This window comes from Flavobacterium aquaticum (genome assembly GCF_003259835.1).
Taxonomy (GTDB): Bacteria; Bacteroidota; Bacteroidia; order Flavobacteriales; family Flavobacteriaceae; genus Flavobacterium; species Flavobacterium aquaticum.
Genome location: NZ_QLMI01000001.1, coordinates 46,061 through 61,629, shown reverse-complemented (window position 1 = coordinate 61,629; position 15,569 = coordinate 46,061). Strand labels below are relative to the sequence as shown.

Below are 15,569 nucleotides of genomic sequence, written 5' to 3'. Positions count from 1 at the left end.
GATGAATTATAATGTTTCTTTTAATATTTTTCTATAACTAAGTCCAAATTCTTGTTGTCTTAAATATTCTAAATTAGAGCTTAATGGAAAAATTTCAATTTCTAAATTTTCGTTTTTTGATTTTAAAAATTTATAAAACTCAATAAAATGATTATTAGCTACTACTCTATTAAAGACAAAATGAAAATCTTTTGTTTTAAACGAATTATTAGAACTCTTAGATGTTTCAATAAATGTATATTTTATTAAATCTTGATAATTGATAATTTGTATTTTCTTTCTGTAAACATATTTGATTTCTATTTCATTCTCTTTAAAATAAATATCAAACATTTCATTATTTATCCATTTAAAACTATAAACAAAAAGTGCTATTCCAAAACTTATCACCATCCATGAAACCCAATCTACAAAAAATGTAATAGCAATAAAATAAAACAATATAGAGACCAAAAGCGCTACAAATGGAATTCCAATACCAGAATATATGTATGATTTATATCTTATCATTACCTAATTCTTCTCTACCACATCCAACTCCACTTTCAAATTGTTGATGATGAACTCTTGTCGGTCTGGGGTGTTTTTACCCATGTAGAATTCTAACAAGGTTTCAATCGTAGTGGCTTTATCTAACATGACCGGATCTAAGCGAATGTCTTGCCCGATAAAATGCTTAAACTCATCTGGCGAAATTTCCCCTAATCCTTTGAATCGGGTGATTTCTGGTTTTGGTTTTAGTTTTTCGATGGCGTTAACGCGCTCTTCTTCGCTGTAGCAATAAATCGTTTCTTTTTTGTTTCGCACACGGAATAATGGCGTTTGTAAAATGTACAAGTGTCCGTCTTTAATCAACTCAGGAAAAAACTGCAAGAAAAACGTAATCAATAACAAGCGAATGTGCATACCATCCACGTCGGCATCGGTGGCGATTACAATGTTGTTGTAGCGCAAATCTTCCATCGATTCTTCAATATCTAATGCCGCTTGTAATAAATTGAATTCTTCGTTTTCGTATACGATTTTTTTCGTCATTCCGTAAGAATTTAAAGGCTTACCTCGTAAACTGAAAACCGCTTGCGTATTCACATCGCGACTCTTAGTTATCGAACCCGAAGCCGAATCTCCCTCGGTAATGAAAAGCGTACTTTCTAAACTTCTTGGATTTTTAGCATCGGTTAAATGCACACGACAATCGCGTAATTTTTTATTGTGCAAACTTGCTTTTTTAGCACGTTCTTTGGCTAATTTTCGTATACCTGAAAGCTCTTTACGTTCGCGCTCCGCTTGTAAAATTTTACGCAATAGCGCATCAGCTACTTCTGGATTTTTATGTAAGAAGTTGTCTAAATTCGTTTTGATAAAATCATTTACGAACGTACGAACTGATGGACCATTTGGACCAATATCGGTTGAGCCTAATTTGGTTTTCGTTTGTGATTCGAATACGGGTTCTTCCACTTTCACCGAAACCGCTGAAACAATCGATTTACGAATATCCGAAGCTTCGAAAGGTTTGTTGTAAAATTCTTTGATGGTTTTTACAATCGCTTCACGGAAAGCACCTAGATGCGTTCCTCCTTGCGTGGTGTTTTGTCCGTTAACGAACGAATGATACTCTTCAGAATATTGAGATTTACTATGTGTAATAGCGACTTCGATATCGTCTCCTTCCAAGTGAATGATTGGATAAACCATATCTTCAGCCGAAATATTTTCTTCCAATAAATCTTTCAATCCATAGTCCGAAACGTATTTTTCTCCATTGTAATAAATCGTTAAACCACGATTTAAATAACAATAGTTCTTAAGCATTTTGATGATGTACTCGTTTCGGTATTTGTAGTTTTTGAAAATGGTATCATCGGCAACGAAAGAAACTTTGGTTCCTTTTCGCTTTGTAGTTTCTTGAATATCTTCTTCCAGTGTAAGATTTCCGGCTGAGAATTCCGCTGCTTTTTGTTGGTTATCACGAACCGATTCTACTCGGAAGTAATTCGAAAGAGCATTTACTGCTTTCGTACCAACACCATTTAAACCTACGGATTTCTTGAAGGCTTTAGAATCGTATTTTCCTCCTGTGTTCATTTTGGAAACTACATCAACGACTTTTCCTAACGGAATGCCACGACCATAATCGCGAACGGTTACCAATTTATCTTTGATAGTAACTTCAATGGTTTTTCCGGCACCCATAACGAATTCATCGATACAGTTGTCCATAACTTCTTTTAACAGAATGTAAATACCATCATCAGGCGATGAACCGTCACCTAATTTTCCGATATACATACCCGGACGCATACGAATGTGCTCTTTCCAATCGAGCGAACGTATATTGTCTTCGGTATATTGATTTTGCTCTAACATAGACAGATTTTGGATTTTGTGCAATATAGCATTTATCTCCAAAGTTTAGAAGCGAAAAACCGATAAGTTATTGACAAAATACGGTTAAGAAGATAGAGAAAAGAGGAAAGAGAAAAGATAAAAATTAATCCAATTTTAGAGTTTTATATCTTTGTAGCATTTCAGAATAATCCTTATTAGGATACACCTCCATAACTTTGATTTTCTTTGTAGAAATTACCTTTACATGTTTTTCAAAAGTCACTTCTTCACAAATATTTGCACGAGCAAAACCGAAATTTTTCCATTCATTATTTTTGAAAGTAAAATATTGAATCTTCCCCCAACAACCGATGTACCAGTGTGGGAAAATTGCAAACTCACAAAATCCATCTTTATTAATGTCACCTAAATTCTCAACCAGCACCAATTGCATTGTATATTACAATTTGCTTGTCTGTGAACGAAAACTTAAACGTAACATCACAAGCGTTATTTACACAATCTCCGTCATAATCTTCTGTTGCATTTATCATTTGAGGATAAAATCGGAAAATTGTATCTGGAATTTTATCTGAATTCAAATCTCCAATCAAAAGTGTATCAACATCTTTAATTGTATCTGTAACTTTATGATTGTTGAATTTATTATTCTGAACTAAATCTTTTTTAGTCCCAAAAAGTATTATTGGAATCAGAGCAAATAAAAATAATTTCATTTTGTAAAAATAATCAATCTGTTATTCATAATGCCTAAAAATCCCACTATCCGAAATTGTCCAAAGGGCGGCTTTTTGATTCGCTGATTTTAAGACTTGATTTGCCCAAGAATTGCAGGTGTAAAAAAGCGAATAACTTCCGTTGGCTTCGTAAAAAACATCGTGTTTTCCGTAAACGGCATTGGTTTCTATTTTTAGAAATTCACCTGATTTTGTTTGGAAAGATTCATTAATAAACGCAATTAACTTTTTGTAATTTTCTAACGAAACTTGAAGCTTTTTACAAGATTGGTTCTCTTTCAAATGTTTATAAAACGTCACATGCATAGCCGATGTGCTCAAACCTGAAGCTGCTTTTATAGCTGTACTTGCTTTTAAGTCAGCCCAAGTGGGCGTTTCTAAATAAAAACCTTTGTCGCCCCAACCTAAAGCCACATATTGATACGTAGTGTCTTTTGATTTGGTATGTTCAAATTTGAGTTGGGTTGACCAATCGTGATAATCGTTTTTTATTGGTAAAACAATATCGGTATGAACTCCGTTTGTTAGAATGTAAATTGGAATTTCCCCATGATTTTCAGCAACATCTTCATTTACAGAAACAAATGACAATAAGGTTACGATTAACAAATACGCAAATAATGATAGAATGAAAATTGCGAAATACTTTAGTAGTTTTTTGATGGTTTTCATAATATATTATTTCATCAAATAAATAGTTGCATATTCAAAACCATCTAAACGAAGTAATTTTCTAAAATCGGCACGTGATGGTGTTAGAAGAACGTGAAGCGTGTCGTTTTCTTTCATTTCAGCTACAAATGGAATTTTAAGTTCGGAATTTAATTTGGTAAAATCTTTTTTGGTTCCAAGTTGAATGTGTTTTGCTCCAATAGTGGACAATTTCAAAATACTGGTTTGGTACTTTCCATCAACTTCTTTATTTAAAACCAATGAGGATTTATACTGTTTAGCGATTTCGTTTTCGGAAAAAGAAAAAATAGTATCCAAACGTTCGATTTCAAACGCAATTGTATCGCCTTTTATAAAGGTTTTATATGGTTTATTTTCGGATTTATCGAAAACTTGATTGTTTCGAAATTCTAATTCTGGAATAGAATCCAATTCAGATTTTAAAGCGGTTATAGTTTCAATTTCTTTGATATAAGCGCATTTTGGCTCCACTACCAAACGATGGGAATAATCCATTGTATAGGTTCGAACAAACTTCTTTGGAAATGCTGTTATTTCATCCACATTTGTGGGTTGGGCTTCAGAAAAATAAATAAAACTGTTGTTCAATCCATGATCTTTACAGGAAACCATAGCCAAAGCAAATGCGGCTAGAATAAGATATTTTTTCATGATAGTTTGTTTTGTTTTGCCAATGCAAATGTTGTGCCACAAAAAAACCGCTGAATTACATCAACGGTTTTGCTTATTTTCTATATTCTGTTCTCTATCTTATCAGAAATTACACATTAAAACGGAAATGCATTACATCACCATCTTTTACAATGTATTCTTTTCCTTCTACTCTTAATTTCCCAGCTTCTTTTACTTTTGCTTCTGAACCGTAGTTGGAGAAATCTTCGAATGCGATTACTTCTGCACGGATGAATCCTTTTTCGAAATCCGTATGAATTACTCCAGCTGCTTTTGGTGCTGTATCGCCGATGTTGATTGTCCAAGCACGAACTTCTTTAACACCTGCCGTGAAATACGTTTGCAATTTTAATAATTTGTAAGCTGCACGAATTAACACTGCCGAACCTGGCTCTGTTAATCCCATATCTTCTAAGAAAACTTGACGTTCTTCGTAGCTTTCTAATTCGGTAATATCGGCTTCTGCTCCTACTGAAAGAATGATTACTTCTGCATTTTCATCTTTAACTAATTCACGAACTTGGTCTACATATTTGTTTCCGTTTACTGCCGAAGCTTCGTCAACGTTACAAACATATAAAACTGGTTTTGTAGTGATTAATTGGAATTCTTCCATCATATCCACCTCATCTTGATTTTGAGGAACTACCGTACGAGCTGATTTACCCGCTAATAAAGTTTCACGAATTCTATCTAACAACGCTTTTTCAGCTTGTGCTTCTTTGTTGCCAGTTTTTGCTGCACGATTGGTTTTCTCCAAACGTTTTTCAACTGTTTCCAAGTCTTTCAATTGCAATTCGATATCGATTGTTTCTTTATCGCGAATTGGATTTACATTACCATCAACGTGTACGATATTGTCGTTATCAAAACAACGTAAAACGTGAATAATTGCATTACATTCTCTAATATTTCCTAAGAATTGATTTCCTAAACCTTCTCCTTTACTTGCTCCTTTTACCAATCCTGCAATATCTACGATATCTACTGTTGCCATTTGAACACGCTCTGGTTTTACCAATTCCTCTAAACGAGCAATACGTGGATCTGGAACGTTTACTACTCCAATATTAGGTTCTATAGTACAAAACGGAAAGTTAGCACTTTGCGCTTTTGCGTTTGACAAACAATTAAATAAAGTTGATTTTCCAACATTTGGCAATCCTACAATTCCTGCTTTCATAAGCCCCTAAATCCCCAAAGGGGACTTTAAATTACTAGTTAATATTATTTTAAAAGTGCGCAAATATACTCTAATCCTAATTAGTATCAAAGTATTAAATAAAAGGAGTTGATGAAGTAGTTACTCTTTCGGATTTTCAACTTCGTTTTGGATTTCTTCGTCGCCTTTTCCTAATTTTTCAATAATTGCTTTTTCTTCGGCAGTAGAGACAAAACCCGATTCAAAATCCCAATAATCCGTAAAAAAAGTGGTTCTTTTATTGATAAGAGATTTGCCTTTAAAAACATTTTTGTCGCTGTATTCAAAGGTTTTTTTATTGAAATCAGTAATTACCATGTGATTCTTGACTTCTATTCGTCGCTCTTTATTTTTATAACGTTTTTCAAAACCAATAACTTCTTTAGAATTAGCTAAATAGTAGTAATTTCCATCTTGTCTGAATGTGTTTTTAAATTCTAATTTATAAACTTTTCTCGAAGCAAACATGCTTTCTTTATATGTTTGAAGTCGGTCTGGAGTTACATACGAACTAACTTCGATTATCAACTTTTTATTGCTATCATACACCACCATAAAATCAGACAAAATTCCTTTGGATTCAGGCAAAGGAACAATTTTAATTACCAAATAATCTTCGTTAGATGGATAGGTTTTTACCGAAAAATCATAAGTTTTCTTTGCTTTAGAATCCAATACTTCGTCTAAATATTTGAATTGGTAATAATTTTCGATGATATTATTCAAATCATAACCTAATATATTGGGGTCGATATCGCCATCTAAAACACCAACGGCACGATTTTGTTCTACTAAAATATCGGTTTTTATATTCTTTTCATTTCCTAAAATTTGAAAATTAATTAAACCATCGTTAAAAAAAATAATCTCATTATCGCGTTTATAAAATTCGTGCAAATAGACTTTCAAACTTATAGGAATGGTGATTTTATCTTTAGAATTTTCAATAATCCGTTTTAAAATTTGTTGAGGATGATCTTTTGTGATGATGTACTCTTCCAATTGCTGTGTATTAGGTTCCATATACACTACATTTTCCTTTTTATCTAAAGTGGAAAATTTTACAATCATCTTTTTGTAGGAAGAATGCACCAATTCTAAATCAGAAGATCTGGAAAGACTTACAATTGCTTTTCCATCTTTATTGGTTAAAAAACCTTGACGGGTTTTGAGAGCAGTGATGGTCACCTCATCAATAGGTAAATCGGTATCAAAATCTTTCACAATTATCGTAAATTCGAGATTTTGCGAAAAGACGGCAGAAGTAAAAAACCATAATAAAAAAGTAAGTTTTTTTATCATAAATTACCGATTATCAATCAAATATAGCAAAAAATTAATTACAAAACACTTTTTGAATGAAGTTTCTAAACCATTAAAAAACAAAAAAGAGAACTTTCTAAATGAAAATTCTCTTTTTACTATCTTTAAAAAAAAATAATTATTCGTTGTGTAAAAACGATTGTCTGTTTAACAATGTTTCTTCACTTTCTACATGATTATCATCAGGAACACAACAATCTACCGGACAAACAGCAGCACATTGTGGCTCTTCGTGGAAACCTTTACACTCGGTACATTTTCCTGGCACAATGTAATAGATATCATCTGAAATTGGCGTTTGAGCCGCATCAGAATCCACTTCGGTTCCGTCTGGTAAAATTACTTTACCACTTAGTTTTGTACCATCTTTCCATCTCCAATCATCTGCTCCTTCATAAATTGCTGTATTTGGACATTCTGGCTCGCAAGCCCCGCAGTTGATACACTCGTCTGTTATTATAATTGCCATTTCTTTACGTTTAATTGTTTAAAAGTTTAATTGTTTAAAAGTTGAGACTCTAATTAATTTAAACTTTTGGCTAATGCCTTTTCACTTCATATCTTTGTGCAAAAATACAACGTATACTAAATATAAACAAGTTACAAATGTTACAAATTGAAATAAAATCGAGTTTTGTTGAATTAGGGAATTTCTTACGTCAATTTTCTGAAGATGGAAACGTTAAATCGGCATCGGTTTTACATAACGATTTGTTCTTTGATGACTTTGTCAACTTGATTGAACTTTCGCAATCACACAATGGTTGGTTCACACCTGAGCAAGTACAATTTAGTGTACAATCTTGGGCAAAAGCCTTAACCGAAGACAACCTAAATCAGTGGCTTTCTAACTATGATTTCTCAAAAATTGAACCGAAGAAAGTAGGATTAATTCTAGCAGGAAATATTCCGTTAGTGGGTTTTCATGATTTTCTTTCGGTATTGATTTCAGGTCATGATGTATTGGTTAAAACGTCTTCAAATGACCAACACTTATTGAAATTTTTAGCAAAATATTTGATTGCTGTCGAACCAAAACTTAATTCAAAAATAACTTTTGTAGAAGGCAAATTAGAAGGTTTTGATGCCGTAATTGCTACTGGAAGCAATAATACAGCGCGCTATTTCGAATATTATTTCAAAGACAAGCCAAGTATCATTCGTAAAAACAGAAATTCGGTTGCCGTTTTAGATGGAACGGAATCGCATGAAGATTTAGTGGGTTTAGGAGAAGATATTTTTAGATATTTTGGTTTAGGATGCCGAAATGTTTCAAAACTTTTTGTTCCAAAAGGCTATAATTTTGACAATTTCTTCAAAGCGATGTACGAATATCGTGATGTGATTCACTACGAAAAATATGCGAATAATTACGATTACAACAAAGCCGTTTTCTTAATGAGTAATTTTCAATTATTGGATAATGAGTTTTTAACGATTAAAGAAGATGTGAGTTACTCTTCTCCTATTTCTTCAGTTTTCTATGAATTCTATGAAAGTTTAGAAGAAATAACAACTCGATTGAATGCTGATGCAGAACAAATTCAATGCGTGGTTTCAAAAAACTTAATCCCAAATTCGGTTTCTTTTGGGCAAACCCAACAACCAAAACTTTGGGATTATGCGGATAATATAGATACTTTGGCATTTTTAAATAGTTTGTAATATGAAAATTTCAAAAATCATCAAAATTCAAAAAGAGAAAGAAACACACAAACACGAACCCAATTTTAATTTGGAAGCAAAAGTGAATTCCAATCGAAAAGCTTTAAAAAAGAAGAAATAAAATTCCGAAATCGTTTTTGTTAATAACATCTCATAATTATTGTAGCATTTAAGTCTGTTTTTTATTTAAGAATTCCGAAATTTGACCTTTAAATAAATAACTACAACTACAATGAAAAAACACAACTACAGTGCAGGTCCATGTATCCTTCCGCAAGAAGTATTCGAAAAATCGGCACAAGCTATTTTAGATTTCAACAACTCAGGATTATCTATTTTAGAAATTTCACACCGAAGTAAAGATTTCGTAGCCGTAATGGACGAAGCGAGAGCTTTAGTTTTAGAACTTTTAAACTTAGAAGGCAAAGGATACGAAGTATTATTTTTAGGAGGTGGAGCCAGTTTAGAATTTTTAATGGTGCCTTACAACTTAATGAAAGTAAACGGAAAAGCAGCTTATTTAGACACTGGAACTTGGGCAAGTGGGGCTATTAAAGAAGCCAAACATTTTGGAGAAACCGTAGTTGTAGCTTCATCAAAACCAGAAAATTACAATCATATTCCAAAAGGATATACTATTCCATCTGATGCAGATTATTTTCACTGCACGAGTAACAACACTATTTTTGGAACCCAAATGAAATCTTTTCCAGAAACTAATATCCCTTTAGTTTGTGATATGAGTTCGGATATTTTTTCTCGTGTTTTAGATTTTTCAAAATTTGATTTAATCTATGCCGGAGCACAAAAAAATATGGGTCCAGCAGGCGCAACGTTAGTAGTGGTAAAAACTGAAATCTTAGGAAAAACAGGAAGAACTATTCCAAGCATGTTAGATTACCAACAACATGTTTCGAAAGAAAGTATGTACAATACGCCACCAGTATTTCCAGTTTATGCGTCACTTTTAACTTTACAATGGTTAAAAAAATTAGGCGGAATTGCAGCAATTGAAAAAATCAACGATGCAAAAGCAAATTTACTTTACTCTGAAATCGACAGAAACCCATTATTTAAAGGAACGGTGGCTAAAGAAGACAGAAGTAATATGAATGTTACGTTCTTGTTAAATGATGAAGCACATCAAGAAAAATTTGACAGCATGTGGAAAGCAGCAGGAATTTCTGGTTTAGCTGGACATCGTTCGGTTGGTGGATATAGAGCTTCAATGTACAATGCTTTACCGTTAGAAAGTGTTCAGGTTTTAGTTGATGTAATGCAAGAATTAGAGAAAAATAGTTAATAAAATTTCAGTTTAGATTTCTTTTAAACTTCTAAACTATAAACTCATAAACATAAAAATGAAAGTTTTAGCAAACGACGGAATTTCAAAAAGCGGAATTAAAGCTTTAGAAAAAGGAGGTTTTGAAGTAATTACAACCAAAGTAGCACAAGAACAAGTAGCTAATTTTATCAACACAAATGATGTAAAAGTAATATTAGTTCGTAGTGCTACAAAAGTTCGTAAAGATATTATCGATGCCTGTCCAGGATTAAAAATTATTGGTCGTGGTGGCGTTGGAATGGATAATATCGATGTAGCTTATGCTCGAGAAAAAGGTTTACATGTTATCAACACACCAGCTTCATCATCTGAAAGTGTAGCCGAATTGGTTTTTGCACATTTATTCACAGGTGTTCGTTTTTTACATGATGCCAACAGAAACATGCCATTAGAAGGTGATACCAATTTCGACGGTTTGAAAAAAGCTTACGCCAACGGAATTGAACTTCGTGGAAAAACTTTAGGAATCATTGGTTTTGGACGTATTGGTCAAGCTGTAGCAAAAATGGCTTTAGGATTAGGAATGAAAGTAATTGCAGCTGATAAATATGTGAATGAAGCGGTAATTCGTGTTGATTTCTATAATGGACAATTTATCAATGTGGAGATTGTTACCGAATCATTAGAAGATGTAATTAAACATTCTGATTTTATTACGCTACATGTTCCAGCGCAAGATGGATATGTAATTGACAAAGAAGAATTTCAGTTAATGAAAGACAATGTAGGAATCGTAAATTGTGCTCGAGGTGGCGTAATTAATGAGGTTGCATTAATTGAAGCTTTAGATGAAGGAAAAGTATTATTTGCCGGATTAGACGTTTTTGAAAAAGAACCAACACCAGAAATCCAAATTTTAATGCATCCGAAAATTTCGTTAACTCCTCATATTGGAGCAGCTACAGAAGAAGCACAAGATAGAATTGGCACAGAACTTGCAGAGCAGATCATCAGTTTATTGAAAAATAACTAAAATTTTATTATCTTTAACTGAACTAAAAACTAAAAAACTATGTTTGATCAACTCTCAGAATTAGTAAAACAATTTGGCGGCGATGCCGTGGTAAACAATCCAGCGGTACCTAATGAACAAAATGATGCCGTAATGCAAGAAGCAGGTGGTTCTATCCTTTCGGGTTTACAAGATATGGTTGCCAGTGGAAACATTAACGATTTAACTGGAATGTTAACTGGAAAAACTCCAATTGATGGAAACAACCCAGTTGTACAACAATTGACAGAAAAAGTAACTGGAAACTTAGGAGAAAAATTTGGTTTATCATCTGATGCAGCAGGAAGTGTTGCTGGAGGATTAATTCCGCAAATTTTAGGTGGATTAGTTAACAAAGCAAAAGATCCAAACCAACCAGGTTTTAACATGAACGATTTAGTAAGTGCTATTTCTGGTGGTCAAGGCGGTGGCTTAATGGATGCTGTTTCTAAATATGGTGGTCAATTTGGTTTAGATCAAAACAATGATGGAAAAGTTGACATGGGTGATGCTATGGCTGCTGTTACAAAAAAAGGTGGATTAGGTGGTCTTTTAGGAAAATTATTTGGAAAGTAAAATCTTTTATATAAAAGTTAAAAGCATCGGCAATGTCGGTGCTTTTTTTTATCTTTATACTTTCAAAATTAAAGAGCTATGAAACGTATATTTTTACTTTTATCTGCTTTATTTTTTATTCTGATAGCTTGTACAGCTTCTCAGGAGAAAAAGAGTTTTGATGATAAACCAAAACTAGAAAGCGACACCATTCGTATATCTAATGAAAAATTAGAATATGAAGTTTTAATTTTTGATGTTGGTTTTTCTTCTTGGTTCAATAGTTTTGCAAAACCGAGAAATTACCACTCTCAATCCTATTTAGAATCAAGAAATAGAGTTTGGGTTTTGGAATGGAACAGGAGAGCTATGCTTTCTTCTCAGTACAATCCAAATTTATATGAAATGTCAATTAACTATGACCAAAATATCGATTATGGTTATGAAGTAAATTATATGCTCTATAATTATTTAGTTTATTTTCAACTCAAAAACAATCAAAAACTAGGAGGCTTTACACCAAGAATTTAATTTATGAACAAACTAAAAGAACGCTGGAATGTAACTTCAAACTGGCAATTAACCATAATTTTTATTGTATTTGCAATTACGGGTTCAACAGCAGCTTATCTTTCAAAGCCATTAACAAACTTTCTTGGTATTACAAAAGAAAATCTATCGCTTTGGATTTATTGGCCAATACGTTTGGTAATAATATTTCCAGCTTACCAATTTTTATTAGTTTTAATTGGAGCATTATTTGGGCAATTTAATTTCTTTTGGGAGTTTGAAAAGAAAATGCTTGACAAAATGAAATTAGGTTTTATTGGAAAATATATCGATTCAAAATTAAATAGAAAGACCGACTATTAGTCGGTCTTTATTATTACAAAGGAATATTTCCATGTTTGCGTTTTGGCGTGTCAACCACTTTGTTTTCTAACATACTAAAAGCTTTAATTAATTTTCTTCGTGTATCTCTTGGTAAGATTACCTCATCGATGAATCCACGTTGCGCTGCCGTGTATGGATTTGCAAACAACTCGGCATATTCTGCTTCTTTTTCTGCTAATTTAGCCACTGGGTCAGCTGCTTCGCTAATTTCTTTTTTGAAGATGATTTCCGATGCTCCTTTTGCTCCCATTACCGCAATTTCAGCACTTGGCCAAGCAAAATTCATATCAGCACCAATGTGTTTTGAATTCATTACGTCATAAGCTCCACCATACGCTTTACGAGTAATTACCGTAACTCTTGGCACAGTAGCTTCGCTAAATGCATATAATAATTTTGCTCCGTGCGTGATGATTCCGTTCCATTCTTGATCGGTTCCTGGTAAGAATCCTGGTACATCTTCTAATACTAACAAAGGAATATTGAAACAATCGCAAAAACGAACAAATCTTGCTGCTTTTATCGAACTATTTACATCTAAACAACCTGCTAAAACCATTGGTTGGTTAGCCACAATTCCGATACTTCTTCCTCCTAAACGAGCGAAACCTACAATAATATTTTCAGCAAAATCTTTGTGAATTTCAAAGAACGAATCTTCATCGATAATTCCGCTGATTACTTCGTGCATATCGTATGGTTTGTTCGCACTATCAGGTACAAGTGTATCTAATTTTTCACGAACTTCATCTTGAAATTCATAAGGTAATTTTGGCGTAGTTTCTCTATTATTTTGTGGGATATAACTTAGTAATCGTTTAATATCTTCTAAACATTCTACTCCATTTGGAGACGTAATATGACAAACTCCCGATTTTGATGCATGAGTCGCTGCTCCACCTAATTCTTCCGAAGTTACTTCTTCATTCGTAACAGTTTTCACAACGTTTGGTCCAGTAACGAACATGTAACTGTTGTTTTCTACCATCATAGTAAAATCGGTCATGGCTGGAGAATAAACCGCTCCACCAGCACAAGGACCCATAATAGCAGAAATTTGTGGAATTACTCCAGAAGCTTGAACGTTTCTGTAGAAAATATCAGCATAACCTCCTAAAGAACGAACTCCTTCTTGAATACGAGCACCACCAGAATCGTTTAATCCAATCATTGGTGCACCATTCTTCACTGCCATGTCCATTACTTTACAGATTTTCTCGGCATGTGTTTCAGATAACGAACCTCCGAAAACTGTGAAATCTTGAGCAAAAACATATACCAGTCTTCCGTTGATGGTTCCGTAACCGGTTACTACTCCATCACCATAGATGATTTCTTTTTCCATCCCGAAATCAGTAGTACGGTGTGTTACTAGCATTCCAATTTCTTCAAACGAACCTTCGTCTAATAAATATTCGACACGTTCTCTTGCTGTTAATCGTTTTTTAGCGTGAAGTGCTGCAATTCTTTTTTCGCCTCCACCTAATTTGGCTAAAGCTATTTTATCGTTTAATATTTTGATTTTATCTTCCATTTTACTTTTGGTTTCAAGTTTAAGGTTTCAAGTTAAAAGTTATCTTAATTCTTACTACTTTTATCTTAATACTCTTAATTAGGTAATCTTAGTACTTTTTGATCTTCTACGTATTGTTGAAATGCAATCATTGCTGCGATTTCGGCTTCGGTATCTAATTTTGATTTTAGTTTTTCAGCATCGTAATACGCTTTCACAAATCCCGTATCAAAATCTCCTGAACGGAATGCTTCATGCTCCATAACAAATTTTCCGAAAGGTAAAGTGGTCGCTACACCTTCCACCAAATAATTATCAATTGCTTTAATCATTAATTCGATTGATTCTTCACGAGTATTTCCATACGTAATCAATTTTGAAAGCATTGGATCGTAATAAATTGGCACATCCATCCCTTCTTCGATTCCGTTATCTACACGAATTCCTTCTCCTTCTGGTAATTTATAAGTACTTAAGAAACCTACGTTTGGTAAGAAATCATTCATTGGATCTTCGGCATACACACGAAGTTCCATGGCGTGACCTTTGATTTGTAAATCTTCTTGTTTCATTGGTAAAGCTTCGCCACGCGCTACGCGAATTTGCAATTCCACTAAATCCAATCCCGAAATTAATTCAGAAACTGGATGTTCTACTTGCAAACGGGTATTCATTTCTAAGAAATAAAAATTATGGTCGGCATCCATCAAAAACTCAACGGTTCCTGCTCCTAAATAATCACAAGCTTTAGCTACTTTTACAGCCGCTTCACCCATTTCTTTACGTTTTTCTGGAGTTAAAATTGCAGATGGCGCTTCTTCTACTACTTTTTGGTGACGACGTTGGATACTACATTCTCTTTCGAAAACATAAACAATATTTCCATGACTGTCTGCCATTACTTGAATTTCGATGTGGCGTGGTTTAGTAACATATTTTTCAATGAAAACCGAACCGTCTCCAAAAGCATTTGTTGCTTCCGAAATAGCTCTGTCCATTTGAGAAACGAAATCTTCTGCTTTTTCCACCACACGCATTCCTTTTCCTCCACCACCAGCTGATGCTTTGATTAAAATTGGAAAACCAATTTCTGTTGCAATTTTCTTAGCTGCTTCTATATCGGTGATTGCATCTTCAGTTCCTGGAACCATTGGAATTCCGTATGCTTTAACCGCGTCTTTTGCCGCTAATTTACTTCCCATCATTTCAATCGCTTTTGATTTTGGTCCGATGAAAATGATGTTATTTTTTTCACAAGCTTCTGCGAAAGATGAATTTTCACTTAAAAATCCGTAACCTGGATGCACGGCATCAACTCCTAATTCTTTACAAAGTTCTATGATTTTATCACCACGTAAATACGATTGACTTGATGCTGCTTCTCCAATTAAAACCGCTTCATCTGCATATTTAACGTGTAATGCATTTCTATCGGCAGACGAATAAACAGCTACTGTTTTGATTCCCATTTTTTTCGCAGTTTTCATTACTCGGATAGCAATTTCACCACGATTGGCAACTAATATTTTTTTAATTTCTTTCATAATATTAAGATGAAAGAAGAAAGACCGCTTTACTGAAAGAAGAAAGGCAAATTCTAACTTCTTGTTTCTTGCTTCTTGCTTCTA

17 protein-coding genes are annotated in these 15,569 nt (G+C 33.6%); 6 read left to right on the top strand and 11 right to left on the bottom strand.

Annotation, left to right across the window (positions count from 1 at the left end; genetic code table 11):
- Window positions 1-6 precede the first annotated feature (6 nt).
- The 9 genes from B0I03_RS00320 to B0I03_RS00280 all read right to left on the bottom strand — a co-directional run bounded on the left by B0I03_RS00320 (window position 7) and on the right by B0I03_RS00280 (window position 7,447).
- Complete coding sequence (locus B0I03_RS00320; protein WP_146603237.1) at window positions 7-510, bottom strand: hypothetical protein; 504 nt, start codon at window positions 508-510, stop codon at window positions 7-9.
- A gap of 3 nt (window positions 511-513) precedes the next feature.
- Entirely contained in the window at window positions 514-2,370 is a 1,857-nt protein-coding gene (locus B0I03_RS00315) for a DNA topoisomerase IV subunit B (RefSeq protein WP_111565501.1), read from the bottom strand.
- A 124-nt stretch (window positions 2,371-2,494) separates the two neighbouring features.
- Window positions 2,495-2,785: a hypothetical protein gene (locus B0I03_RS00310; RefSeq protein WP_111565500.1), complete on the bottom strand. Its 291-nt coding sequence runs from the start codon at window positions 2,783-2,785 to the stop codon at window positions 2,495-2,497.
- The gene (locus B0I03_RS00305) at window positions 2,766-3,068 is read right to left on the bottom strand and encodes a hypothetical protein (protein WP_111565499.1); all 303 of its coding nucleotides are present in this window, start codon (window positions 3,066-3,068) and stop codon (window positions 2,766-2,768) included. Before B0I03_RS00305 ends, B0I03_RS00310 begins: the two co-directional genes overlap by 20 nt.
- A gap of 21 nt (window positions 3,069-3,089) precedes the next feature.
- Complete coding sequence (locus B0I03_RS00300) at window positions 3,090-3,761, bottom strand: TIGR02117 family protein (RefSeq protein WP_111565498.1); 672 nt, start codon at window positions 3,759-3,761, stop codon at window positions 3,090-3,092.
- A gap of 6 nt (window positions 3,762-3,767) precedes the next feature.
- Window positions 3,768-4,433 (bottom strand): hypothetical protein, encoded by a 666-nt coding sequence (locus B0I03_RS00295; RefSeq protein WP_111565497.1) that lies wholly within the window; start codon window positions 4,431-4,433, stop codon window positions 3,768-3,770.
- A 109-nt stretch (window positions 4,434-4,542) separates the two neighbouring features.
- Complete coding sequence (ychF, locus tag B0I03_RS00290; protein ID WP_111565496.1) at window positions 4,543-5,637, bottom strand: redox-regulated ATPase YchF; 1,095 nt, start codon at window positions 5,635-5,637, stop codon at window positions 4,543-4,545.
- Window positions 5,638-5,757: 120 nt separating this feature from the next.
- On the bottom strand, window positions 5,758-6,957 hold the full coding sequence (locus B0I03_RS00285; protein WP_111565495.1) for a hypothetical protein: 1,200 nt from the start codon (window positions 6,955-6,957) through the stop codon (window positions 5,758-5,760).
- Window positions 6,958-7,096: 139 nt separating this feature from the next.
- Window positions 7,097-7,447 carry a 4Fe-4S dicluster domain-containing protein gene (locus tag B0I03_RS00280; RefSeq protein ID WP_026726242.1) on the bottom strand — a complete coding sequence of 117 codons (351 nt, stop codon included), beginning with the start codon at window positions 7,445-7,447 and terminating at the stop codon, window positions 7,097-7,099.
- Window positions 7,448-7,584: 137 nt separating this feature from the next.
- Between B0I03_RS00280 and B0I03_RS00275 the strand changes: the two genes are divergently transcribed.
- From B0I03_RS00275 to B0I03_RS00250, 6 genes are all read left to right on the top strand, one after another.
- Complete coding sequence (locus B0I03_RS00275; protein ID WP_111565494.1) at window positions 7,585-8,643, top strand: acyl-CoA reductase; 1,059 nt, start codon at window positions 7,585-7,587, stop codon at window positions 8,641-8,643.
- Window positions 8,644-8,875: 232 nt separating this feature from the next.
- Window positions 8,876-9,946 (top strand): 3-phosphoserine/phosphohydroxythreonine transaminase, encoded by a 1,071-nt coding sequence (serC, locus tag B0I03_RS00270; RefSeq protein ID WP_111565493.1) that lies wholly within the window; start codon window positions 8,876-8,878, stop codon window positions 9,944-9,946.
- Between the two features lie 58 nt (window positions 9,947-10,004).
- The gene (locus B0I03_RS00265) at window positions 10,005-10,961 is read left to right on the top strand and encodes a D-2-hydroxyacid dehydrogenase (protein WP_111565492.1); all 957 of its coding nucleotides are present in this window, start codon (window positions 10,005-10,007) and stop codon (window positions 10,959-10,961) included.
- A gap of 39 nt (window positions 10,962-11,000) precedes the next feature.
- The gene (locus B0I03_RS00260; RefSeq protein ID WP_111565491.1) at window positions 11,001-11,555 is read left to right on the top strand and encodes a DUF937 domain-containing protein; all 555 of its coding nucleotides are present in this window, start codon (window positions 11,001-11,003) and stop codon (window positions 11,553-11,555) included.
- A gap of 78 nt (window positions 11,556-11,633) precedes the next feature.
- Entirely contained in the window at window positions 11,634-12,065 is a 432-nt protein-coding gene (locus B0I03_RS00255; protein WP_111565490.1) for a DUF6146 family protein, read from the top strand.
- Between the two features lie 3 nt (window positions 12,066-12,068).
- Window positions 12,069-12,407 (top strand): DUF6787 family protein, encoded by a 339-nt coding sequence (locus B0I03_RS00250; RefSeq protein WP_111565489.1) that lies wholly within the window; start codon window positions 12,069-12,071, stop codon window positions 12,405-12,407.
- A 13-nt stretch (window positions 12,408-12,420) separates the two neighbouring features.
- Here B0I03_RS00250 and B0I03_RS00245 read toward each other — a convergent pair whose 3' ends face one another.
- Both B0I03_RS00245 and B0I03_RS00240 read right to left on the bottom strand, forming a co-directional pair.
- Entirely contained in the window at window positions 12,421-13,962 is a 1,542-nt protein-coding gene (locus B0I03_RS00245; RefSeq protein WP_111565488.1) for an acyl-CoA carboxylase subunit beta, read from the bottom strand.
- A 74-nt stretch (window positions 13,963-14,036) separates the two neighbouring features.
- Window positions 14,037-15,476 (bottom strand): acetyl-CoA carboxylase biotin carboxylase subunit, encoded by a 1,440-nt coding sequence (locus B0I03_RS00240; RefSeq protein WP_111565937.1) that lies wholly within the window; start codon window positions 15,474-15,476, stop codon window positions 14,037-14,039.
- Between the last annotated feature and the right edge of the window lie 93 nt (window positions 15,477-15,569).